The following is a 20,016-nucleotide window of genomic DNA, read 5'->3' on the forward strand; positions in this document are numbered from 1 at the left end:
TGTAACCCTGTCATTATGCCGCGATTGGGTCGAGTGCCGCAGCCCCTAACAAACAGAATTGCTTGAACGCCCCAATCCCGATCACCCCCCAAACACCGCCCTTAGCCCCTCCGGCTCCCCCACCTCCCGCAGCCGCCGCAGCGCTTCTTCCACCTCCAGCGTGAAACTGCGCGTCAGGCCGTCGCCGCCGCTCGGCGTCGCGCCCAGGCTTTGCGCAAACGCGATTGCGCCGCGGTTTTCGCCCAGCGTGTCGACGTGGAATTCGGTGATGCCCTCGGCCTGCGCCTCCAGCAGGAGCGTCGCGGTTAGCAGGCGGCCGACGCCCCGGTTGTGCCACTCGTCGAGCACCGCGACCGAGAACTCGGCGCAGTCCGGGTCGTCCTCGCGGCGGAAGGCGTGGACCGCGCCGATCGCCTCCCCGTCGCAGCGCGTTTGTCCGCATGGGGGCCGCTCGCCCGCCGTGTGGCTGCCGGCGATTGCGCCCCACGCGAGGTGCGTATCGCTGTCGACGTCGAGCAGCCGCTCGTTCACCCAGTCGGGCCTGATCCGGCGCAGGCACACCGGCTGCCCGTCCGCGAGCGCGGTGTGGATGACCGGGGGGAGGGGGCGCGTGCCGGGGTCCATGCTGTCGGCTCAGCTAATAGCACAGGGCAAGGGGATGTGCGCCCACGTTCCGTTCGTCTCATCAGCAGGCAAGCGGCATTGTAAAATGGGCGATCATCCCCACCTCAGGATCAGCTACCAGTCGCGATCGACGGTCCCGAGGGCCAGTTGCCCTCCCTTCTTTCCATTTCGCCTTTTAGTCACCGCGCACAAGCGGCCGCTACCGGTCGCCTGCGCGACACAGAAGGACAACCATCATGGCCCATTTCGGCAAGATCAAGAACTATGACAACGGCAAGGGCAGCGGGACGATCACTCCCGAAAAGGGCGGTGATGCCCTGAACTTTGCCAAGGCGGACCTCCAGATGGAAGGCGCTGAGCCCAAGTCCGGACAGCGCTGGGAATACGAGACCAAGCAGGTCGACGGTTCCGCAGCACATGCGGTAAACCTGCGCCAGATGGAGCAGGGCCAGAAGGAACAGGCCGCCCAACAACAGGGCTGATCCGTGAAGTTGCGCCCGGATGCATCGACAAAAGGTGCGTCCGGGACGCAAAGTGAAAACAAGGAAACGGCGATGGACCTCAACGAATTGCTACACGCACATCAGGTTGCGGTAATGAAAGCCGGCATCGCAGGGAACGCCGCCGAGCGCGACGACCATTTTGCCAAGGTTTCGCGTTATGCCGAGGAAGTCCGCCGATTGCGCAAGACTCGCGAAGATCCGGCCGACGAAGGTGCCGCAGGAAGGACCGAGACGATCATATATGGCCGCTATGCCGGAGAATCGGCCGATCCGGTGGTCGAATCGTGGGAGGATGAAGGCGGCGCGCTGCACGCGGCTGCCACCGAGGGTGGGGGTGCCTCCTTGCCGGGAATAAGCCTCGGCAACGTAACGCAGTACCACGTCGGACCTTACCTCTACCAGAACCTCGATTTGGCTGTTGCCGAACACCTGCGCCAGCTGTCTTCAGCGCCGCAAGATGCCCTTGACCCCCCGGGCGAATCCCCCTAAGGGCGCGCCAGCCGAAGGGGCAGCTTGCTTCCTCCTCGGTCAATAGAGCTGAACATTGCCGGTCATGTCCCGGGGGCCAGTCGCTGATGCGATGTGGCTCTTTTCTATTGGGGTTGCGCCTGTTCGCTCCGGTCCTTCGAGACGCCCTCTGCCTCCGGCTTCGGGCTCCTCAGGATGAGCGGGGTGGGGCGGAACCTTCGGTGGCAGCCGTCAAAGTAACCCGGTGTTCGTGCCGGGTGGAGTGTTTCAGGCTCGTGCGAGGTTGCCGCCTTCGGCGGTTCCTTTTTCTCGCTGGGTCCCCGCCTCCGCGGGGATGACGGCAGCACGACCTTCAATCTCTCCACCCTGCATCGTGATGCCACACATACGGTGAAGAGAAAGAGACTCGATGCCAACGATCAACCAGCTGGTCCGCAAGGGCCGCGTTCCGCAGAAGGCCAAGTCCAAGGTCCCTGCGATGGAGCAGAACCCGCAGAAGCGCGGTGTCTGCACCCGCGTCTATACCACGACGCCGAAGAAACCGAACTCCGCTCTGCGCAAGGTTGCCAAGGTCCGCCTGACCAACCAGCGCGAAGTCATTTCCTACATCCCGGGCGAAGGCCACAACCTGCAGGAACACAGCGTCGTGCTGATCCGCGGCGGCCGTGTGCGCGACTTGCCGGGCGTGCGTTACCACGTGCTGCGCGGCGTGCTCGACACGCAGGGTGTGAAGGACCGCCGCAAGAGCCGTTCGAAATACGGCGCCAAGCGGCCCAAATGATGGGTTAGGCGCGGATCTGGCACGTTCCCCCACCCGGCTACCCCTGCGAAGGTAGGATTTGGGTGGCCGGGTGGGGGAGCGGGCCGGAGCCGCAAGGACGCTCACGGATGTGAGCGGCCACTCCGAAGGAGTTACGAATTATGTCACGTCGTCGTCGTCCCGAGAAGCGGGAAATCCTGCCTGATCCCAAGTTCGGTGATCAGGTGCTGTCGAAGTTCATGAACAACCTCATGCTCGACGGGAAGAAGTCGGTTGCCGAACGCATCGTCTATGGCGCGCTCGAAACCGTCGAGGCCAAGGCCAAGGCCGATCCGATCCAGCTGTTCCACGATGCGCTGAACAATGTGAAGCCGCAGGTCGAAGTCCGCAGCCGCCGTGTCGGCGGTGCGACCTACCAGGTGCCGGTCGAGGTGCGCACCGAGCGCGCCCAGGCGCTGGCGATCCGCTGGCTGATCACCGCCGCGCGCGGCCGCGCCGAAACCACCATGGCCGCCCGCCTGTCGGGCGAGCTGATGGATGCGGCCAACAACCGCGGCAACGCGGTCAAGAAGCGCGAAGACACGCACCGCATGGCCGACGCCAACCGCGCGTTCAGCCACTACCGCTGGTAAGATGGGGACAGGCGGCCTGCCTCGCTTGCGGGGCGGGCCGTCTTTAACCGGTCACATTACGCACCATATGGGGCGCGAGCGTTTCGCCCACCCCGCACACTGAGGAATTGAACATGGCCCGCGAATACCCGCTGGAGCGGTACCGCAATATCGGCATCATGGCGCACATCGATGCCGGCAAGACCACCACGACCGAGCGTATCCTCTATTACACCGGCAAGTCCTACAAGATCGGCGAAGTCCATGACGGCGCCGCGACGATGGACTGGATGGAGCAGGAGCAGGAACGCGGGATCACCATCACCTCGGCGGCGACCACCACCTTCTGGACCGCCGAAGACCCGGCGATGGATCCGCGCTCGGACCCCGAAGCGCTGCGCGCGGACCAGCCGAAGCACCGCATCAACATCATCGACACCCCCGGCCACGTCGACTTCACCATCGAAGTCGAACGCAGCTTGCGCGTGCTCGACGGTGCCGTGGCCGTGTTCGACGGCGTCGCCGGTGTGGAGCCGCAGTCCGAAACCGTGTGGCGCCAGGCCGACAAGTACGGCGTGCCGCGGATGTGCTTCATCAACAAGCTCGACCGCACCGGCGCAGACTTCTATTACTGCGTCCAGTCGATCATCGACCGCCTCGGCGCGACCCCGCTGGTCCTTTATCTCCCGATCGGCGCGGAGAGCGACCTCAAGGGTGTGGTCGATCTCGTCAACATGCGCGGCATCGTGTGGCAGGCGGAAGACCTCGGCGCGAAGTACGAGTTCATCGATATCCCCGCCGACCTTGCCGACAAGGCTGCCGAATATCGCGAAAAGCTGGTCGAGACTGCCGTCGAGCAGGACGACGACGCGATGGAAGCCTATCTTGAGACCGGCGAAGCGCCCGATGCGGCAACGCTCAAGAAACTGATCCGCAAAGGCACGATGGAGCGCGCGTTCGTTCCGGTGCTGTGCGGTTCGGCGTTCAAGAACAAGGGCGTGCAGCCGCTGCTCGACGCAGTGGTCGACTACATGCCGTCGCCGCTCGACGTTCCCGCGATCAAGGGCGTGCTGCCCGACAGCGATGTCGAGGAAACCCGTCCGTCGTCGGACGACGAGCCGTTTGCCGCGCTCGCGTTCAAGATCATGAACGATCCGTTTGTCGGCTCGCTGACCTTCACTCGCATCTATTCGGGCAAGCTGGCCAAGGGCCAGGTCCTGAACTCGGTGAAGGACAAGAAGGAAAAGATCGGCCGCATGCTGCTGATGCATTCCAACAACCGCGAAGACATCGATGAGGCATTTGCCGGCGATATCGTCGCTCTGGCGGGCATGAAGGACACCACCACCGGCGACACGCTGTGCGATATGGCGCATCCGATCATTCTCGAGCGGATGGAATTCCCCGAGCCGGTGATCGAATTGTCGGTGGAACCCAAGACCAAGGCCGACCAGGAGAAGATGGGCGTTGCCCTCAACCGCCTGGCCGCCGAGGATCCCTCGTTCCGCGTTTCGACCGACCACGAATCGGGTCAGACGATCATCAAGGGCATGGGCGAGCTCCACCTCGACATCCTGGTCGACCGGATGAAGCGCGAGTTCAAGGTCGAGGCCAACGTCGGTGCACCGCAGGTGGCGTACCGCGAATATCTCGCACGCGAAGTCGAAGTGACCTACACCCACAAGAAGCAATCGGGTGGTTCGGGTCAGTTCGGCGAAGTCAAAGTCGTGGTCACCCCCGGTGAGCGCGGCGCGGGCATCGCGTTCGACGACCAGATCAAGGGCGGCAACATCCCGCGCGAATACATCCCGGCGATCGAAAAGGGCATGCGCGAGCAGGCCGAGAGCGGTTACCTGGTCGGCTTCCCGATCATCGACTTCGGCATCCGTCTGATCGACGGCAAGTACCACGACGTCGACTCGAGCGCGATCGCGTTCGAGATCGCCGGTCGCGGTGCGATGCGCGAAGCCGCGCAGAAGGCCGGTATCAAGCTGCTCGAACCGATCATGAAGGTCGAGGTGGTGACTCCCGAGGATTACCTTGGCGACGTCATCGGCGACATCAACAGCCGTCGTGGCCAGATCCAGGGCACCGACACGCGCGGTAATGCCCAGGCGGTCGAGGCGATGGTGCCGCTGGCCAACATGTTCGGCTACGTCAACGAACTGCGCTCGTTCACCCAGGGCCGCGCGCAGTACACGATGCAGTTCAGCCACTACGACGAAGTTCCGGCGAATGTGGCGGCCGAAGTCAAGGAGAAGCTTGCCTAAGGCAGGCGATGAGTCTAGGGGCGGCGCCTGATTCAGCGGGTGCCTCCCCCTGATCCCACATTTATTGAATTGAACACGAGAAGGTTACCCGAAAAATGGCAAAGGCAAAATTCGAGCGGAACAAGCCGCACTGCAACATCGGCACCATCGGTCACGTCGACCATGGCAAGACCACGCTGACTGCGGCGATCACCAAGGTTATGGCCGAAGCACACGGCGGCGAAGCCGTGGATTTCGCCAACATCGACAAGGCTCCGGAAGAGCGCGAGCGCGGCATCACCATTTCGACCGCACACGTCGAATATGAAACCGACGCGCGCCACTATGCGCACGTCGATTGCCCGGGCCACGCCGACTACGTGAAGAACATGATCACCGGTGCTGCCCAGATGGACGGCGCGATCCTGGTCGTGAACGCAGCTGACGGCCCGATGCCGCAGACCCGCGAGCACATCCTGCTTGCGCGCCAGGTCGGCGTTCCCGCACTGGTCGTCTACATGAACAAGGTCGACCAGGTCGACGACGAAGAGCTGCTCGAGCTCGTCGAACTCGAAATCCGCGAGCTGCTTTCGATGTATGACTTCCCGGGTGACGACATTCCGGTGGTCAAGGGTTCGGCGCTTGCCGCGCTGGAAGGCCGCGACGAGGCTATCGGCGCCAACTCGATCATGGAACTGATGAAGGCTGTCGATGACTACATTCCGCAGCCCGACCGTCCGGTCGACAAGAACTTCCTGATGCCGATCGAAGACGTGTTCTCGATCTCGGGTCGCGGTACGGTTGTGACCGGCCGCATCGAAACCGGCGTTGTGAACGTCGGCGACGAAGTCGAAATCATCGGCATCAAGGACACCCAGAAGACGACCGTTACCGGCGTCGAAATGTTCCGCAAGCTGCTCGACCGCGGTGAAGCGGGCGACAACGTCGGCGCGCTCATTCGCGGTATCGCGCGTGAAGACGTCGAGCGTGGCCAGGTGCTCGCGAAGCCGGGTTCGGTTACGCCGCACACCGAATTCAGCGCCGAAGTCTACGTGCTGTCGAAGGACGAAGGCGGCCGTCACACGCCGTTCTTCGCCAACTACCGCCCGCAGTTCTACTTCCGCACCACCGACGTGACCGGTGAAGTGATCCTCCCCGAGGGCACCGAAATGGTCATGCCGGGCGACAACGTCACGATCTCGGTCAAGCTGATCGCTCCGATCGCGATGGACGAAGGTCTGCGCTTCGCAATCCGCGAAGGTGGCCGCACCGTCGGTTCGGGGGTTGTCAGCAAGATCACGAAGTAATATAGGGCCGGCCAAGCAAGGGGATTCGCTCCCCTGGCCGGACTAGCTTCGGAAAAAAATCGGTCAGCAGCCCCGCTCTCCCTCGGAGACGGGAGGGGGCGGGGCGGCTGATTTTTGTTTGCTCTTTCTCATCGGTATACGGACATGGAAGCCCAGAACATTCGCATTCGCCTCAAGGCGTTCGATCACCGCGTTCTCGACCAGGCAACTGGCGAAATCGCAGACACCGCTCGCCGCACCGGCGCGCTGATCCGGGGTCCCATTCCGATGCCGACGAGGATCGAGAAGTTCACCGTGAACCGTGGCCCGCACATCGACAAGAAGTCGCGCGAGCAGTTCGAGGTGCGCACCTACAAGCGGCTGCTCGATATCGTGCAGCCCAACGCCCAGACCGTGGACGCGCTGATGAAGCTCGATCTCGCTGCGGGCGTGAACGTCGAGATTAAGCTGGCTTAATTTCGTCATCCCAGCGAAGGCTGGGATCGCCGTCCTCCTGGTTGGACGTTAAACCGCCGGGCAAGATTTCAAGTCCGCCACTGGCGGCACCAGGCCCCCGCTTTTGCGAGGGCTGCGTTTCGAAAACCTCCGGGTTTTCAAAACTTGGGATACCGCCGGATCTGATCCGGGTCTGCGTCCCCCGTCTCGCTCAGGCAGCCATTCCGGCTGCACGAGCATTCAGCCCGGACGGGGCGACGCATCTAAAACTGGGCTGGCAAGCACCTCGGGATGGGCCCGTTGTGCCTCTGTGTTAGGAGTTTTGACGATGCGCACCGGCGTGATCGCAAAGAAAGTCGGGATGACCCGCCTGTTTCAGGAAGATGGACGTCACGTTCCCGTGACCGTCCTCGCCCTGGAAGATTGCCAGGTCGTGTCCCACCGCACCGCAGACCGCGATGGTTACTTCGCGCTGCAGGTCGGTTCGGGCGTGGCCAAGCAGAAGAATGTCAACAAGCCGCAACGCGAACATTTCGCCAAGGCTGAAGTGCCGCTGAAGATGAAGGTCGCGGAATTCCGCGTGTCGGACGAAGACGGGCTGATGCCGGTCGGTTCGACCATCTCGGCAGAGCATTTCGTCGCCGGCCAGAAGGTCGACATCACCGGCCACACGCAGGGCAAGGGTTTTGCCGGTGCGATGAAGCGCTGGGGTTTCGGGGGCATGCGCGCGTCGCACGGTGTCTCGATCAGCCACCGCGCCCACGGCTCGACCGGTCAGAACCAGGATCCGGGCAAGGTCTTCAAGAACAAGAAGATGGCCGGCCATATGGGTGACCGTCAGCGCACCCAGCAAAACCTCGAAGTCGTCCGTACCGACGCGACCCGCGGCCTGATCTTCGTGAAGGGCTCGGTGCCCGGTCACAAGAACGCCTGGCTCGTCGTGCGCGATGCGGTCAAACTGCCGCTTCCCGAAGGCGTGCCGTTCCCCGGCGCGATCCTCGAGAAGAAGAGCACCGCTCCCGAGCATGAGGAAGCCGCTCCCGGTCTCGTCGAAGCTGCTGCCGAGCACGAAGTGCATGAGCAGGTCGATGCAGCTCAGCAGGAAGAACTGCTGAAGACCCAGGAAGCGGGCGCCGAAGTCGAAACCACCACCGAAGGTCAGGCCGATGCCGCGACCGACGGTGAGAGCAAGGAGTCCTGATCGTGAAGGTCAAGGTCCAGAAAATCGACGGCAAGGCCGCCGGTGATGTCGAGCTCAACGATGCCGTGTTCGGTGTCGAGCCGCGCGCCGATATCCTGCACCGCGTCGTCACGTGGCAGCTCGAAAAGCGCCGCGCGACGGCCCGTCCGACCCGCGAACGTGCCGACGTTGCCCGCACCGGCAAGAAGTTCGGTCGCCAGAAGGGTGGCGGCGGTGCGCGTCACGGTGACCGTGCAGCTCCGATCTTCATCGGTGGCGGCAAGGCCCACGGTGCCCGCAAGCGCGACTTCAATCCGTCGCTCAACAAGAAGATCCGTGCGCTCGGCCTCAAGATGGCCCTGTCGAGCAAGGCGAAGGACGGCCTGATCGTCGTCGACAGCCTCGAGCTCACGGATGCCAAGACCAAGGCGCTCGCAGCGACCTTCGGCAAGAACGGCTGGAGCGGCAAGGTGCTCTTCATCGATGGCGACGCAGTGAACGAAGGTTTCAAGAAGGCTTCGAGCAACCTGCCCGGCATCAACGTCATGCCGGCGACGGGCGCCAACGTATACGACATCCTGAAGCACGACACGCTGGTCCTGACGAAGGACGCGGTGGAAAAGCTGGAGGCCCGTTTCAATGGCTAAGAAGCAGGAAATCGACGCGCGTCACTATGACGTGATCGTTGCGCCGCACATCACGGAAAAGAGCACTCTGGCGTCGGAGCACAACGCCGTGGTGTTCAAGGTGGCGAACGACGCGACCAAGCCGCAGATCAAGGATGCGGTCGAAGCGCTGTTCGGCGTCAAGGTCACTGGCGTGAACACGATCGTGGTGAAAGGCAAGACCAAGCGCTGGAAGGGCAAGCCCTACAAGCGCACCGACCTCAAGAAGGCGGTCGTAACGCTGGCCGAGGGTGACTCGATCGACGTCACCAGCGGTCTCTGAGGGCAGGAATAGATCATGGCACTCAAGAATTACAAACCGACCAGCCCGGCGCGCCGCGGCCTGATCCTCGTCGACAAGTCCGGCCTGTACAAGGGCAAGCCGGTCAAGTCGCTGACCGAAGGCAAGCGCAAGACCGGTGGCCGCAACAACAAGGGTCATGTCACTTCGCGTGGCATCGCCGGCGGTCACAAGCAGAAGTACCGCTTCATCGACTTCAAGCGCCGGAAGTGGGACGTCGAAGGCACCGTGGAACGGATCGAATACGATCCCAACCGCACGGCCTTCATCGCGCTCATCAAGTATGCCGACGATGAACTGGCCTACATCATCGCCCCGCAGCGTCTCGCTGTCGGCGACAAGGTGATCGCAGGCGAGAAGACCGACACCAAGCCGGGCAACGCGATGTTGCTGGGGCAGATGCCGGTCGGCACGATCTGCCACAACGTCGAAATGAAGCCGGGCAAGGGCGGCCAGATCGCCCGTTCGGCCGGCGCCTACGTCCAGCTCGTCGGTCGCGACCGCGGGATGGTGATCGTGCGCCTCAACAGCGGCGAGCAGCGTTACCTGCGCGCCGATTGCATGGGTACGGTTGGCGCGGTGTCGAACCCCGACAACCAGAACCAGAACTTCGGCAAAGCCGGTCGCACCCGCTGGAAGGGCCGCCGCCCGCTGACCCGCGGTGTGGCCAAGAACCCGGTCGATCACCCGCACGGCGGTGGTGAAGGCAAGACCTCGGGCGGCCGTCACCCGGTCACGCCATGGGGCAAGCCGACCAAGGGCGCTCGGACCCGCAACAACAAGGCGACCGACAAGATGATCATCCGTTCGCGTCACGCGAAGAAGAAGAGGTAACCGGACATGGCACGCTCCGTCTGGAAAGGTCCGTTCGTCGAACTCAGCCTGCTGAAGAAGGCAGAAGACGCGCAGGAAACGAACAACACCAAGCCGATCAAGACCTGGTCGCGCCGTTCGACGATTCTGCCGCAATTCGTCGGCCTGACGTTCAACGTCTACAACGGCCACAAATTCATCCCGGTCTCCGTCTCGGAAGAGATGGTCGGCCACAAGCTCGGCGAATTCGCACCGACGCGGTTCTTCCCGGGTCACGTCGCCGACAAGAAGGGCAAGCGGTAATGGGCAAGGCAAAATCTCCCCGTCGCGTCGGCGAAAACGAGGCGCTGGCCGTCGGCACCACGATCCGTGGTTCGGCGCAGAAGCTGAACCTCGTGGCCGCACTGATCCGCGGCAAGAAGGCCGAGGACGCGCTGAACATCCTGTCCTTCTCCAAGAAGGCGATGGCGAGGGACGCCAGCAAGGTCCTCGCGTCGGCGATCGCCAATGCGGAGAACAACCACAATCTGGATGTCGACGCACTGGTCGTGGCGGAAGCTTCGGTCGGCAAGTCGATTACCATGAAGCGTTTCCACGTGCGCGGTCGCGGCAAGTCGACCCGCATCCTCAAGCCGTTCAGTCGGCTGCGGATCGTGGTGCGCGAGCAGGAAGAGGCGTAAGATGGGTCAGAAGAGCAATCCGATCGGTCTGCGCCTGCAGATCAACCGCACCTGGGACAGCCGCTGGTACGCCGAAGGGCGCGACTATGCCAAGCTGCTCAAGGAAGACATTACGATCCGCAAGTACATCATGGAAAGCCTGCCCCAGGCAGCGATTTCCAAGGTGGTGATCGAGCGCCCGGCCAAGCTGTGCCGCGTGTCCATCTATGCCGCACGCCCCGGCGTGATCATCGGCAAGAAGGGCGCGGACATCGAGAAGCTGCGTTCGAAGCTGGCTTCGATGACCGACAGCGAAGTGAAGCTGAACATCGTCGAGATCCGCAAGCCGGAAATCGACGCCAAGCTCGTCGCCCAGGGCATCGCGGACCAGTTGATCCGCCGCGTTGCGTTCCGTCGTGCGATGAAGCGCGCGGTGCAGTCGGCCCTGCGTCTTGGCGCCGAAGGCATCAAGATCGTCTGCGGCGGCCGTCTCGGCGGCGCTGAAATCGCCCGCGTCGAATGGTACCGCGAAGGCCGCGTTCCGCTCCACACGCTGCGTGCGAACGTCGATTACGCCGAAGCCGAAGCGCTGACTGCCTATGGCATCATCGGCATCAAGTGCTGGATCTTCAAGGGCGAAATCCTCGCGCATGATCCGACCGCGCAAGACCGACTGATGATGGAAGCGCAAACTTCCGGCGTCCGTCCGGCGCGCTGATTGCAGGATTAGGAAAGAACCATGCTGCAACCGAAGAAAACCAAGTTCCGCAAGGCTTTCAAGGGCCGGATCAAGGGCGACGCGAAGGGCGGCACGACGCTGAACTTCGGCTCGTACGGTCTCAAGGCGCTCGAGCCGGAGCGGATCACCGCCCGCCAGATCGAGGCCGCCCGCCGTGCGATCACCCGCGCCATCAAGCGCCAGGGCCGCCTGTGGATCCGCGTGTTCCCCGACGTGCCTGTGTCGAAGAAGCCGGCCGAAGTCCGTCAGGGCAAGGGCAAGGGCTCGATCGAATATTGGGCTGCACGGGTCAAGCCGGGCCGCATCCTGTTCGAACTCGACGGTGTGCCGGGTCCGGTCGCCGCGACCGCGTTCGAGCGCGCCGCGATGAAGCTTCCCATCAAGACCAAGGTCGTTGCCCGTCTCGGCGACACCTCGCACCTGGAGGGCTGATAGATGGCCCAGAAGAACAAGACCACCGTGGAAGACCTCCGCACCAAGACCGACGATCAGCTTTCGGAGCAGCTCGTCGAACTGAAGCGCGAACAGTTCAACCTCCGCTTCCAGGCGGCGACCAACCAGTTGGAAGCCCCGGCGCGGATCAGGCAAGTCCGCCGCTCGATTGCGCAGATCAAGACTCTGCAGACCGAGCGCGCTGCGGCTTCTGCCAAGGCTTAAGGAGCATACGATGCCGAAACGTATCCTGATCGGGACCGTCACCTCCGACAAGACCGACAAGACCGTGACCGTGAAGGTCGAACGCAAGGTGAAGCACCCGCTTTACGGGAAGATCATCCGCCGTTCGAAGAAGTATCACGCGCACGACGAGAAGAACGAATACACCGTGGGCGACACAGTCCGGATCGAGGAGACCAAACCGATCTCCAAGACCAAGACCTGGGCCGTCATCGACCGTGTGCAGGCATCGAAGGGCGTGGCTGTCGAAGCCGACCTCGATGTCCAGGCCGCGGGTAACTGAAGCAAGCGATTAGGAACTGCCGGGCACCAGGTGATCTGGGCGTCTCGGCAAGCCAGTGAGAAGGAACCGGATCGATGATCCAGATGCAATCCAATCTCGACGTCGCGGACAACAGCGGCGCAAAGCGCGTCCAGTGCATCAAGGTGCTGGGCGGGTCAAAGCGCCGGACTGCGTCCGTCGGCGACGTGATCGTGGTTTCCGTCAAGGAAGCCCAGCCGCGCGCCCGCGTGAAGAAGGGCGACGTTCACCGCGCGGTGATCGTGCGCACCAAGAAGGACGTCCGTCGTCCCGATGGCAGCGTGATCCGCTTCGACAGCAACGCAGCCGTGCTGGTCAACAAGAACGAGGAGCCGATCGGCACCCGTATCTTCGGCCCGGTGGTTCGCGAGCTGCGCGGGCGCGGCTTCATGAAGATCATTTCGCTCGCTCCGGAGGTGCTGTGATGGCTGCCGCGAAGATCAAGAAGGGTGACAGCGTCGTCGTCCTGTCCGGCAAGGACAAGGGTAAGACCGGCACCGTGACCAAGGTCATGCCGAAGGATGCCAAGGTCGTGGTCGAAGGCGTCAACGTCGCGACCCGTCACCGCAAGCCGACCCAGGGCAACCCGCAGGGTGGCATCGATCGCTTCGCCGCGCCGATGCACATCTCGAAGGTGGCCGTGGCAGATCCGAAGGATGGCAAGCCGACCCGCGTCCGTTTCGAACAGAAGGACGGCAAGAAGGTCCGCGTTGCGGTCAAGTCCGGGGAGACCATCGATGGCTGATTACACGCCTCGCATGAAGAAGCGCTACGACGACGAGATCGTCAAGGCGATGACCGAGAAGTTCGGCTACACGAACCGTCTCCAGGTCCCGAAGCTGGAGAAGATCACGCTCAACATGGGCGTGGGCGAAGCCAGCCAGGACAAGAAGAAGGTCCAGACGGCCGCCGAGGAAATGGCGCTGATCGCCGGCCAGAAGCCGGTCATCACCAAGGCCAAGAAATCTATCGCCCAGTTCAAGCTGCGCGACGGCATGCCGATCGGTTGCAAGGTCAACCTGCGCCGTGAACGCATGTTCGAATTCCTCGATCGTCTGGTGACGGTTGCGATGCCGCGCATTCGCGACTTTCGTGGCCTGAACCCCAAGTCGTTCGATGGCCGTGGCAACTATGCCATGGGTATCAAGGAGCAGATCATCTTCCCCGAGATCAGCTACGACAAGATCGACAAGGTGCGTGGCATGGACATCATCGTCACCACCACCGCGAAGACCGACGAGGAAGCACGCGAATTGCTGCGCCTGTTCGGTTTCCCGTTCCCGGCCGATGAAGCCGCAGAGAAGGAGGCGGCGTGAGCCGCCGCTAGGAAGAGAGCTTAAGTCCAATGGCGAAACTGAGTTCCATCAACAAGAACGAGCGTCGCAAGAAGCTGGTTCTGAAGTACGCGGCGAAATACGCCAAGCTGAAGGCGATTGCCGATGACGAATCGCTCGACGAGGGCGAGCGTCTGATCGCGCGCCTGAAGATGGCGGAGATCCCGCGCAACGGGAATCCCACCCGCGTGCGCAACCGCTGCGCCACCACCGGCCGCCCGCGCGGCTATTATCGCAAGTTCGGTATCAACCGTATCGAACTGCGTCAGCTTGGCACCCGGGGCATGATCCCGGGCCTGACCAAGTCGAGCTGGTGAGGAATCGATAGATGGCTTTGACCGATCCCCTGGGTGATATGCTCACCCGTATCCGCAACGGCCAGCGCGCGAAGAAGGACAGCGTCCTCTCGCCCGCCAGCAAGCTGCGTGCAAATGTTCTCGAAGTGCTCCAGCGCGAAGGCTACATCCGTGGCTTCAGCGAAGACGCTTCGGGCAAGCACCCCGCGCTGCGGATCGAACTGAAGTATTTCGAAGGCGAACCTGCAATCAAGCACGTTGCCCGCGTCTCCAAGCCTGGCCGCCGCGTCTACTCGGGTTCCAAGGAACTGCCGGTAGTGCGCAATGGCCTCGGCATCACCATCGTCTCGACGCCGAAGGGCGTGCTTTCGGATGCCGAAGCGCGCACCCAGAACGTCGGCGGCGAAGTGCTGGCGGAGGTGTTCTGATGAGCCGCATCGGAAAAGTTCCGGTCGCGATCCCGAGCGGGGTCGAGGCCAAGATCGAAGATCGCACCCTGTTGGTGAAGGGGCCCAAGGGCACTCTCTCGCTCGGGCTCAGCGACCTGATCGAGTACAAGCTCGAAGACGGCGTCATCTCGGTCAAGCCGGCCAACGACACGCGCGCCGCCCGCAACCACTGGGGCATGCAGCGTACGCTGGTCTCGAACCTGGTCGAAGGCGTCACCGACGGTTTCTCCAAGGTGCTCGACATCAAGGGCGTCGGTTACCGTGCGAATGCGCAGGGCAAGAAGCTCAAGCTTCAGCTCGGCTATTCGCATGATGTCGATCTCGATGTGCCCGAAGGCCTCGAGGTGAAGACCCCGGACCAGACCACGATCGAAATCTCGGGCATCGACAAACAGGCCGTCGGCCAGTTCGCCGCCGAGATCCGCCGCTGGCGCAAGCCCGAGCCGTACAAGGGCAAGGGCATCGCCTATCGCGGCGAGTATATCTTCCGCAAGGAAGGGAAGAAGAAGTAAGATGGCAAAGCTTTCTCTCTTTGAACGCCGCCGCCGCCGCGTCCGCACCGCTCTCAAGAGCCGCGCTGGTGGCAAGCCGCGCCTTTCGATCCACCGGACCGGCAAGCACATCTATGCCCAGATCATCAACGACAAGGACGGCCGCACTGTCGCTGCCGCCTCGACGCTTGGTGGCAAGGCGTCGGGTGCCAATGTCGATGCTGCGACCCAGGTCGGCAAGGACATCGCCGCTGCCGCCAAGAAGGCCGGCGTAACCTCTGTCGTGTTCGATCGCGGCGGGTTCCTGTTCCATGGCCGCGTCAAGGCGCTGGCCGATGCCGCCCGCGAAGGCGGGCTGGAGTTCTGATGATGCCCGAGAACGAAAACACCGAAAACCAGAACCCGGAAGCCGAAGCGGCGACCGCAGTTCCGGCAGAAGTCGAAGCGACCGAAGCCAAGGTTGAAGCAGCAGCCGCCGAGGCGGCCCCCGCTGTCGAAACCCCGGCGGTTGCCGAGACCCCTTCGGAAGCTGCCGAGACGCAGTCGGCCGGATCGGGCGATCCGAGCGAGCCGCGCCGTGGCCGCGGTGGCCGTGGCGGCGAGCGTGGCGAAGGCGGCCGCGGGCGTGGTCGTGGCGGCCGTGACGATCGTCGCGGCAAGCGCGAGGAAGAAGACGACGGCATCATCGAGAAGCTCGTCCACATCAACCGCGTCTCGAAGACGGTGAAGGGCGGCAAGCGCTTCGGCTTCGCAGCGCTGGTCGTGGTGGGCGACGGCTCGGGCCGGGTCGGCTTCGGCCATGGCAAGGCGCGCGAAGTGCCGGAAGCCATCACCAAGGCAACCGCAGCCGCGCGCAAGAAGATGATCCGCGTTCCGCTCAAGGAAGGCCGTACGCTGCACCATGACGGCAATGGCCGCTTCGGCGCCGGCAAGGTCACCGTGCGCAGTGCGCCTCCGGGTACCGGCATCATCGCTGGCGGTCCGATGCGCGCCGTGTTCGAGAGCCTGGGCGTAGCCGACGTGGTGACCAAGTCGGTCGGTACGTCGAACCCCTACAACATGATCCGCGCCACTTTCGACGCTTTGCAGGACCAGACTTCGCCGAAGTCGGTCGCCCAGCGTCGCGGCAAGAAGGTCGCCGACCTTCTCGGCCGTGGTGGCGCGAGCGAAGCCGAGGCGGAAGCCGACGCTGCCGCGATTGCGGAGTAAGACAGATGGCCGAGCAGAAAACCATCACCTATAAGCAGATCGGTTCGCCGATCCGCCGCCCCGAGAGCCAGCGCAAGATCCTGATCGGGCTGGGCCTCAACAAGATGCACAAGGTGGTGACCCGCCAGGACACCCCCGAAGTGCGCGGCGCGATCGCCAAGGTCCCTCATCTGGTGGCGATCGTCGACTGATTGACTGTGGCGGGAGGGAGTTCGTCCTTCCCCGTCATTCTCGCGAAGGCGGGAATCCAGGGCGACGAGCGCGAGCGTCCTTGGGCATAGCAACTGGGCCTCCGTTTTCACGGGGGTCAACTACAGCGAGTGCAAGAACATGAAACTGAACGACATTCGTGACAACGAAGGCGCCCGCAAGGGTCGCATGCGGATTGCCCGGGGCATTGGCTCGGGCAAGGGCAAGACCGGCGGACGCGGCCAGAAGGGCCAGAAGAGCCGCGAAGGCGTCTCTATCAAGGGCTTCGAAGGCGGCCAGATGCCGCTCCACATGCGCCTGCCGAAGCGCGGCTTCAACAACCCGTTCGGCAAGGACTATGCCGAAGTGAACCTGGGCATGATCCAGAAGTTCATCGACGCGAAGAAGCTCGACGCCAAGAAGGACGTCGACCACGCCGCGCTCAAAGCTGCGGGCCTCGCCCGTGGCGGCAAGGACGGCGTGCGCCTGCTGGCCAAGGGTGAACTGACCGCCAAGGTCAAGTTCGTCGTCGCCGGTGCCTCGAAGGGCGCGATCGAAGCGGTCGAAAAGGCCGGCGGTTCGGTCGAGGTGATCGATCGCGGCGCGCCCGAGCACGAAAAGAAGGCCGCCCGCGCTGCCGCCAACAAGGCAGCCAAGGCCAAGTAATCGACAAAAACGGGGGGCGGGGGTTCGACATCGTACCCTCCGCTCCCTATCTATCCTTCCTGAGCCGGGAGGGACCGGCGCAATCCTAGGGTATCGAACGTTCCGATGGCATCACGCGCCGACAACATTGCAAGCACTTTGAGCTTCGCAAACTTCTCCAAAGCGACCGAGCTGAAGAACCGTATCTGGTTCACCATCGGTGCGCTGATCGTGTTCCGCTTCCTCAGCTTCGTGCCGCTGCCGGGCATCAACCCGCTGGCGCTCCAGGACCTGACCGGTCAGGCGCGCGGCGGCATCCTCGACATGTTCAACACCTTCACCGGTGGCAGCCTCGAGCGGATGAGCCTGATCGCGCTGGGCGTGATGCCCTACATCACCGCGTCGATCGTGGTGCAGCTGGCTGCATCACTCCACCCGACTTTGGGCGCGCTGAAGAAGGAAGGCGCCTCGGGGCGGCAGAAGCTCAACCAGTATACCCGCTACGGTACGGTGTTCCTGTGCGCGATCCAGGGCTGGTTCCTCGCGGCCGGTCTCGAGAGTTTCGCGGCTTCGAGCGGGCTGCAAGCGGTTGTCGACCCGGGTTACATGTTCCGCGCCGGAGCCGTCATCAGCCTCGTCGGCGGGACCATGTTCCTGCTATGGCTCGGCGAGCAGATCACCAGCCGGGGCATCGGCAATGGCGTGTCGCTGATCATCATGGCAGGCATCGTCGCGCAGTTCCCGACCTTTGCCACCAACATCTTCGAACAGGGCCGCGGCGGCCAGCTCAATGCCGGCATCCTCGTCGGCTTCCTGCTGATGATCGTCGGGCTGATCCTGGTCATCTGCTTCATGGAGCGCGCGCAGCGCCGCTTGCTGATCCAGTATCCCAAGCGCGCGAGCGCGCGCGGCATGATGCAGGCCGACCGCTCGCACCTGCCGCTCAAGCTCAACACCGCCGGCGTGATCCCGCCGATCTTCGCCAGCTCGCTGCTGCTGCTGCCGCTGACGATCACCCAGTTCGCAGGTAACTCGATCGATACCAACAGCGGCGGCGGGGCGATCCTGCAGCAGGTGCTGCAGTATCTTGGCCACGGCCAGCCGCTCTATCTCTTGCTGTATGGCATCGGGATCATCTTCTTCTGTTTCTTCTACACCGCCGTGGTGTTCAATCCGGAAGAGACAGCCGATAACCTGAAGAAGAATGGCGGCTTCATTCCGGGTATCCGGCCGGGCAAGCGCACCGCAGAATATCTCGATTACGTGCTCACGCGCATCACCGTGATCGGGGCGATCTACCTCACGATCGTGTGTATCCTGCCCGAGTATGTCATCGCCGAACTGAGCATCCCGATCTTCCTCGGCGGTACCAGCCTGCTGATCGTGGTGAACGTGACGGTGGATACCATCAGCCAGATCCAGTCGCATTTGCTGGCCCACCAGTATGGCGACCTGATCAAGAAAGCCAAATTGAAGGGCCGGATGCGCTGATTGCGCGACAGGTAAGGGTTGGGGAGCAAGCCGTGAATATCATCCTGTTGGGTCCGCCGGGTGCAGGCAAAGGTACACAGTCGGCGAACCTGGTCGAACGGCACACGATGAAGCAGCTTTCCACCGGCGACATGTTACGCGCGGCGGTCAAGGCGCAGACACCGGTCGGGCTCGAAGCCAAGGCGGTGATGGAGCGCGGCGATCTGGTGTCGGACGCAATCGTGTCGGCCCTGATCAGCGACGAGCTGGCCGCGATGGGCGAGAGTGTCGGCGCAATCTTCGACGGTTATCCGCGGACCGAGGCGCAAGCGCACTCGCTCGACGAAATCCTCGGCCAGCACGGCCGCAAGCTCGACCATGTGATCGAGCTCGAAGTCGATGAAGACGCGCTGGTCGAACGCATCACCGGGCGCTTTTCCTGCGCGAATTGCGGCGCGCTTTATCACGACACCGCCAATCCGCCGACGGTCGAGGGCGTGTGCGACAATTGCGGCGTGACCGAGTTCAAGCGCCGCCCCGACGACAACGAGGAAACCGTACGCAACCGGATGGCCGAATACCGTGCCAAGACCGCGCCGATCCTGCCGCTCTACGAAGCGCGTGGGATCGTCACCCGGGTCGATGGCATGGCCTTGATCGACGAGGTTGGCGACGCGATCGACGCGATCCTCGCATCCTGACCCGCAGCCCCTTTGCAAGTCCGCCCGACCATGGGATAGAGCGCGGGTGAAAGGGATCGTCATGAAAAAACTCGTTCTCGCAGCCGCCTCTGCAGCTGCAGCATTCGCTGCGCCCGCCACCGCCAAGGTCGTTTCCGAACGCGAAGGGGCTTTCGTCACCCGCGATGTCGCGGTGGTCAAGGCGGACCTGCGCACGACCTGGCTCAAGCTGATATCGCCCGGCGATTGGTGGGACGATGCCCACACCTGGTCGGGCGATGCGGCCAATATGTCGATTGTACCGCAGGGCGGCGGCTGCTTCTGCGAGCGCATCCCGGCCGAAGACAGCAAGACCAGCATCGGACTCGACGGCAGCGTCCAGCACATGGTGGTGCTCAATGCGACGCCCGATCTCGTGCTGCGGATGCGTGGCGGGCTCGGCCCGTTGCAGAGCGAACCGGTGGACGGTGTGCTGACGATCGCGCTGTCGAAGACCGACAAGGGGACGCTGATCGCATTCGAATACGCCGTCGGCGGGTTCATGCGGTTTGAAACCCCGGTAATTGCCAAGGCGGTAGACGGGGTGATGAGCCAGCAGCTCGACCATCTCGCCGAGGGACTGGGACGGGTCGATATGCCCGAAGACAAGCCGGACGACGAGGTCGAGGAAAAGAGCGACGGGGCCGAGGCCAAGGATGCGGACGGCGAGAAGCCGGTCGGGGAAGTGCCGGAAGCGGAGGATAAGTCTGACCGGATTTCGGTCGACGAGGCTTTCGGCGACATCGAATAGCTCGAGCCCCAAAACAAGGGCTTGGCGCGCTGCGATTCGTCGCTAGGGTGCGCGCCATAGCGAGAGCGTGAGTCGGGGCTGGCCCAGACATTTCGCCCGTGAGCGGTCGCCGATTTTTCAGCGGGCACGGACATGATGTCCACCTGCTTATCTAGGAGGGGACGACTTTGGCA

At 63.2% G+C, this 20,016-nt stretch carries 31 protein-coding genes; 30 read left to right on the plus strand and 1 reads right to left on the minus strand.

Annotated features, from left to right (window positions below; genetic code table 11):
* Positions 1-81: 81 nt before the first annotated feature.
* Positions 82-624: a GNAT family N-acetyltransferase gene (locus tag NSO95_RS06205; protein WP_257595295.1), complete on the minus strand. Its 543-nt coding sequence runs from the start codon at positions 622-624 to the stop codon at positions 82-84.
* Positions 625-860: 236 nt separating this feature from the next.
* Between NSO95_RS06205 and NSO95_RS06210 the strand changes: the two genes are divergently transcribed.
* The 30 genes from NSO95_RS06210 to NSO95_RS06355 all read left to right on the plus strand — a co-directional run bounded on the left by NSO95_RS06210 (position 861) and on the right by NSO95_RS06355 (position 19,843).
* Complete coding sequence (locus NSO95_RS06210) at positions 861-1,106, plus strand: S1 domain-containing protein (RefSeq protein ID WP_257595296.1); 246 nt, start codon at positions 861-863, stop codon at positions 1,104-1,106.
* A 114-nt stretch (positions 1,107-1,220) separates the two neighbouring features.
* Positions 1,221-1,616, plus strand: a complete 396-nt coding sequence (locus NSO95_RS06215; RefSeq protein ID WP_257595297.1) for a hypothetical protein — start codon at positions 1,221-1,223, stop codon at positions 1,614-1,616.
* 388 nt (positions 1,617-2,004) lie between these two features.
* Complete coding sequence (gene rpsL / locus NSO95_RS06220; RefSeq protein WP_054118152.1) at positions 2,005-2,376, plus strand: 30S ribosomal protein S12; 372 nt, start codon at positions 2,005-2,007, stop codon at positions 2,374-2,376.
* 140 nt (positions 2,377-2,516) lie between these two features.
* Entirely contained in the window at positions 2,517-2,987 is a 471-nt protein-coding gene (rpsG, locus tag NSO95_RS06225; protein WP_257595298.1) for a 30S ribosomal protein S7, read from the plus strand.
* A gap of 113 nt (positions 2,988-3,100) precedes the next feature.
* Positions 3,101-5,236 carry an elongation factor G gene (gene fusA, locus NSO95_RS06230; protein ID WP_257595299.1) on the plus strand — a complete coding sequence of 712 codons (2,136 nt, stop codon included), beginning with the start codon at positions 3,101-3,103 and terminating at the stop codon, positions 5,234-5,236.
* A gap of 95 nt (positions 5,237-5,331) precedes the next feature.
* On the plus strand, positions 5,332-6,522 hold the full coding sequence (tuf, locus tag NSO95_RS06235) for an elongation factor Tu (protein WP_257595300.1): 1,191 nt from the start codon (positions 5,332-5,334) through the stop codon (positions 6,520-6,522).
* Between the two features lie 144 nt (positions 6,523-6,666).
* Positions 6,667-6,978 carry a 30S ribosomal protein S10 gene (gene rpsJ, locus NSO95_RS06240; protein ID WP_006831877.1) on the plus strand — a complete coding sequence of 104 codons (312 nt, stop codon included), beginning with the start codon at positions 6,667-6,669 and terminating at the stop codon, positions 6,976-6,978.
* 307 nt (positions 6,979-7,285) lie between these two features.
* A complete protein-coding gene (rplC, locus tag NSO95_RS06245; RefSeq protein ID WP_257595375.1) occupies positions 7,286-8,158 on the plus strand; it encodes a 50S ribosomal protein L3 in 873 nt (290 codons plus the stop codon).
* A 2-nt stretch (positions 8,159-8,160) separates the two neighbouring features.
* Positions 8,161-8,784: a 50S ribosomal protein L4 gene (rplD, locus tag NSO95_RS06250; RefSeq protein ID WP_257595301.1), complete on the plus strand. Its 624-nt coding sequence runs from the start codon at positions 8,161-8,163 to the stop codon at positions 8,782-8,784.
* A complete protein-coding gene (locus NSO95_RS06255; protein WP_257595302.1) occupies positions 8,777-9,085 on the plus strand; it encodes a 50S ribosomal protein L23 in 309 nt (102 codons plus the stop codon). Before rplD ends, NSO95_RS06255 begins: the two co-directional genes overlap by 8 nt.
* A gap of 15 nt (positions 9,086-9,100) precedes the next feature.
* Positions 9,101-9,937, plus strand: a complete 837-nt coding sequence (gene rplB / locus NSO95_RS06260; protein WP_257595303.1) for a 50S ribosomal protein L2 — start codon at positions 9,101-9,103, stop codon at positions 9,935-9,937.
* Positions 9,938-9,943: 6 nt separating this feature from the next.
* On the plus strand, positions 9,944-10,219 hold the full coding sequence (gene rpsS, locus NSO95_RS06265; RefSeq protein ID WP_257595304.1) for a 30S ribosomal protein S19: 276 nt from the start codon (positions 9,944-9,946) through the stop codon (positions 10,217-10,219).
* Positions 10,219-10,596, plus strand: a complete 378-nt coding sequence (gene rplV / locus NSO95_RS06270) for a 50S ribosomal protein L22 (RefSeq protein ID WP_257595305.1) — start codon at positions 10,219-10,221, stop codon at positions 10,594-10,596. Before rpsS ends, rplV begins: the two co-directional genes overlap by 1 nt.
* A 1-nt stretch (position 10,597) precedes the next feature.
* Positions 10,598-11,293 (plus strand): 30S ribosomal protein S3, encoded by a 696-nt coding sequence (rpsC, locus tag NSO95_RS06275; protein WP_257595306.1) that lies wholly within the window; start codon positions 10,598-10,600, stop codon positions 11,291-11,293.
* A gap of 21 nt (positions 11,294-11,314) precedes the next feature.
* On the plus strand, positions 11,315-11,746 hold the full coding sequence (gene rplP / locus NSO95_RS06280; RefSeq protein ID WP_257595307.1) for a 50S ribosomal protein L16: 432 nt from the start codon (positions 11,315-11,317) through the stop codon (positions 11,744-11,746).
* A gap of 3 nt (positions 11,747-11,749) precedes the next feature.
* Positions 11,750-11,971: a 50S ribosomal protein L29 gene (rpmC, locus tag NSO95_RS06285; RefSeq protein ID WP_257595308.1), complete on the plus strand. Its 222-nt coding sequence runs from the start codon at positions 11,750-11,752 to the stop codon at positions 11,969-11,971.
* Positions 11,972-11,981: 10 nt separating this feature from the next.
* The gene (gene rpsQ, locus NSO95_RS06290) at positions 11,982-12,272 is read left to right on the plus strand and encodes a 30S ribosomal protein S17 (RefSeq protein ID WP_257595309.1); all 291 of its coding nucleotides are present in this window, start codon (positions 11,982-11,984) and stop codon (positions 12,270-12,272) included.
* 74 nt (positions 12,273-12,346) lie between these two features.
* A complete protein-coding gene (gene rplN, locus NSO95_RS06295; RefSeq protein WP_061924894.1) occupies positions 12,347-12,715 on the plus strand; it encodes a 50S ribosomal protein L14 in 369 nt (122 codons plus the stop codon).
* Positions 12,715-13,035 (plus strand): 50S ribosomal protein L24, encoded by a 321-nt coding sequence (gene rplX / locus NSO95_RS06300; RefSeq protein ID WP_257595310.1) that lies wholly within the window; start codon positions 12,715-12,717, stop codon positions 13,033-13,035. The genes rplN and rplX overlap by 1 nt, the downstream gene beginning before the upstream one ends.
* On the plus strand, positions 13,028-13,606 hold the full coding sequence (gene rplE, locus NSO95_RS06305) for a 50S ribosomal protein L5 (RefSeq protein WP_257595311.1): 579 nt from the start codon (positions 13,028-13,030) through the stop codon (positions 13,604-13,606). Before rplX ends, rplE begins: the two co-directional genes overlap by 8 nt.
* Before the next feature lie 29 nt (positions 13,607-13,635).
* Complete coding sequence (gene rpsN / locus NSO95_RS06310; RefSeq protein ID WP_257595312.1) at positions 13,636-13,941, plus strand: 30S ribosomal protein S14; 306 nt, start codon at positions 13,636-13,638, stop codon at positions 13,939-13,941.
* Between the two features lie 11 nt (positions 13,942-13,952).
* The gene (gene rpsH, locus NSO95_RS06315; RefSeq protein WP_257595313.1) at positions 13,953-14,348 is read left to right on the plus strand and encodes a 30S ribosomal protein S8; all 396 of its coding nucleotides are present in this window, start codon (positions 13,953-13,955) and stop codon (positions 14,346-14,348) included.
* Positions 14,348-14,881, plus strand: a complete 534-nt coding sequence (rplF, locus tag NSO95_RS06320; protein WP_257595314.1) for a 50S ribosomal protein L6 — start codon at positions 14,348-14,350, stop codon at positions 14,879-14,881. Before rpsH ends, rplF begins: the two co-directional genes overlap by 1 nt.
* Position 14,882: 1 nt before the next feature.
* Positions 14,883-15,227 carry a 50S ribosomal protein L18 gene (gene rplR / locus NSO95_RS06325; RefSeq protein WP_257595315.1) on the plus strand — a complete coding sequence of 115 codons (345 nt, stop codon included), beginning with the start codon at positions 14,883-14,885 and terminating at the stop codon, positions 15,225-15,227.
* The gene (gene rpsE, locus NSO95_RS06330; protein ID WP_257595316.1) at positions 15,227-16,069 is read left to right on the plus strand and encodes a 30S ribosomal protein S5; all 843 of its coding nucleotides are present in this window, start codon (positions 15,227-15,229) and stop codon (positions 16,067-16,069) included. The genes rplR and rpsE overlap by 1 nt, the downstream gene beginning before the upstream one ends.
* A 5-nt stretch (positions 16,070-16,074) precedes the next feature.
* Positions 16,075-16,260, plus strand: coding sequence for a 50S ribosomal protein L30 (rpmD, locus tag NSO95_RS06335; protein ID WP_257595317.1), 186 nt, complete (start codon positions 16,075-16,077; stop codon positions 16,258-16,260).
* A 139-nt stretch (positions 16,261-16,399) separates the two neighbouring features.
* Complete coding sequence (rplO, locus tag NSO95_RS06340) at positions 16,400-16,924, plus strand: 50S ribosomal protein L15 (RefSeq protein ID WP_257595318.1); 525 nt, start codon at positions 16,400-16,402, stop codon at positions 16,922-16,924.
* A gap of 105 nt (positions 16,925-17,029) precedes the next feature.
* Entirely contained in the window at positions 17,030-18,394 is a 1,365-nt protein-coding gene (gene secY / locus NSO95_RS06345) for a preprotein translocase subunit SecY (RefSeq protein WP_257595319.1), read from the plus strand.
* A 32-nt stretch (positions 18,395-18,426) separates the two neighbouring features.
* Entirely contained in the window at positions 18,427-19,074 is a 648-nt protein-coding gene (locus NSO95_RS06350) for an adenylate kinase (RefSeq protein WP_257595320.1), read from the plus strand.
* A 61-nt stretch (positions 19,075-19,135) separates the two neighbouring features.
* On the plus strand, positions 19,136-19,843 hold the full coding sequence (locus NSO95_RS06355) for an SRPBCC family protein (RefSeq protein WP_257595321.1): 708 nt from the start codon (positions 19,136-19,138) through the stop codon (positions 19,841-19,843).
* Positions 19,844-20,016: the final 173 nt, after the last annotated feature.

The sequence above is a fragment of the Parerythrobacter lacustris genome, from assembly GCF_024626475.1.
In the GTDB taxonomy this organism is placed as follows: domain Bacteria; phylum Pseudomonadota; class Alphaproteobacteria; order Sphingomonadales; family Sphingomonadaceae; genus Parerythrobacter_A; species Parerythrobacter_A lacustris.

Excerpts from the sequence above, each read along its gene's own strand:
- rplV (WP_257595305.1), top strand. The coding sequence starts at position 10,219 with ATGGGCAAGGCAAAATCTCCCCGTCGCGTCGGCGAAAACGAGGCGCTG.
- rpsL (WP_054118152.1), top strand. The coding sequence starts at position 2,005 with ATGCCAACGATCAACCAGCTGGTCCGCAAGGGCCGCGTTCCGCAGAAG.
- NSO95_RS06205 (WP_257595295.1), bottom strand. The coding sequence starts at position 624 with ATGGACCCCGGCACGCGCCCCCTCCCCCCGGTCATCCACACCGCGCTC.
- rpsE (WP_257595316.1), top strand. The coding sequence starts at position 15,227 with ATGATGCCCGAGAACGAAAACACCGAAAACCAGAACCCGGAAGCCGAA.
- rpsQ (WP_257595309.1), top strand. The coding sequence starts at position 11,982 with ATGCCGAAACGTATCCTGATCGGGACCGTCACCTCCGACAAGACCGAC.
- rplN (WP_061924894.1), top strand. The coding sequence starts at position 12,347 with ATGATCCAGATGCAATCCAATCTCGACGTCGCGGACAACAGCGGCGCA.
- rplE (WP_257595311.1), top strand. The coding sequence starts at position 13,028 with ATGGCTGATTACACGCCTCGCATGAAGAAGCGCTACGACGACGAGATC.
- NSO95_RS06255 (WP_257595302.1), top strand. The coding sequence starts at position 8,777 with ATGGCTAAGAAGCAGGAAATCGACGCGCGTCACTATGACGTGATCGTT.
- rplB (WP_257595303.1), top strand. The coding sequence starts at position 9,101 with ATGGCACTCAAGAATTACAAACCGACCAGCCCGGCGCGCCGCGGCCTG.
- NSO95_RS06355 (WP_257595321.1), top strand. The coding sequence starts at position 19,136 with ATGAAAAAACTCGTTCTCGCAGCCGCCTCTGCAGCTGCAGCATTCGCT.
- rplX (WP_257595310.1), top strand. The coding sequence starts at position 12,715 with ATGGCTGCCGCGAAGATCAAGAAGGGTGACAGCGTCGTCGTCCTGTCC.
- rpsN (WP_257595312.1), top strand. The coding sequence starts at position 13,636 with ATGGCGAAACTGAGTTCCATCAACAAGAACGAGCGTCGCAAGAAGCTG.
- rplC (WP_257595375.1), top strand. The coding sequence starts at position 7,286 with ATGCGCACCGGCGTGATCGCAAAGAAAGTCGGGATGACCCGCCTGTTT.
- rpsS (WP_257595304.1), top strand. The coding sequence starts at position 9,944 with ATGGCACGCTCCGTCTGGAAAGGTCCGTTCGTCGAACTCAGCCTGCTG.
- NSO95_RS06215 (WP_257595297.1), top strand. The coding sequence starts at position 1,221 with ATGAAAGCCGGCATCGCAGGGAACGCCGCCGAGCGCGACGACCATTTT.
- rpsC (WP_257595306.1), top strand. The coding sequence starts at position 10,598 with ATGGGTCAGAAGAGCAATCCGATCGGTCTGCGCCTGCAGATCAACCGC.
- tuf (WP_257595300.1), top strand. The coding sequence starts at position 5,332 with ATGGCAAAGGCAAAATTCGAGCGGAACAAGCCGCACTGCAACATCGGC.
- rpsJ (WP_006831877.1), top strand. The coding sequence starts at position 6,667 with ATGGAAGCCCAGAACATTCGCATTCGCCTCAAGGCGTTCGATCACCGC.
- rplR (WP_257595315.1), top strand. The coding sequence starts at position 14,883 with ATGGCAAAGCTTTCTCTCTTTGAACGCCGCCGCCGCCGCGTCCGCACC.
- rpsG (WP_257595298.1), top strand. The coding sequence starts at position 2,517 with ATGTCACGTCGTCGTCGTCCCGAGAAGCGGGAAATCCTGCCTGATCCC.
- NSO95_RS06210 (WP_257595296.1), top strand. The coding sequence starts at position 861 with ATGGCCCATTTCGGCAAGATCAAGAACTATGACAACGGCAAGGGCAGC.
- rpsH (WP_257595313.1), top strand. The coding sequence starts at position 13,953 with ATGGCTTTGACCGATCCCCTGGGTGATATGCTCACCCGTATCCGCAAC.
- rplO (WP_257595318.1), top strand. The coding sequence starts at position 16,400 with ATGAAACTGAACGACATTCGTGACAACGAAGGCGCCCGCAAGGGTCGC.
- fusA (WP_257595299.1), top strand. The coding sequence starts at position 3,101 with ATGGCCCGCGAATACCCGCTGGAGCGGTACCGCAATATCGGCATCATG.
- secY (WP_257595319.1), top strand. The coding sequence starts at position 17,030 with ATGGCATCACGCGCCGACAACATTGCAAGCACTTTGAGCTTCGCAAAC.
- rplF (WP_257595314.1), top strand. The coding sequence starts at position 14,348 with ATGAGCCGCATCGGAAAAGTTCCGGTCGCGATCCCGAGCGGGGTCGAG.
- rpmD (WP_257595317.1), top strand. The coding sequence starts at position 16,075 with ATGGCCGAGCAGAAAACCATCACCTATAAGCAGATCGGTTCGCCGATC.
- rplP (WP_257595307.1), top strand. The coding sequence starts at position 11,315 with ATGCTGCAACCGAAGAAAACCAAGTTCCGCAAGGCTTTCAAGGGCCGG.
- rpmC (WP_257595308.1), top strand. The coding sequence starts at position 11,750 with ATGGCCCAGAAGAACAAGACCACCGTGGAAGACCTCCGCACCAAGACC.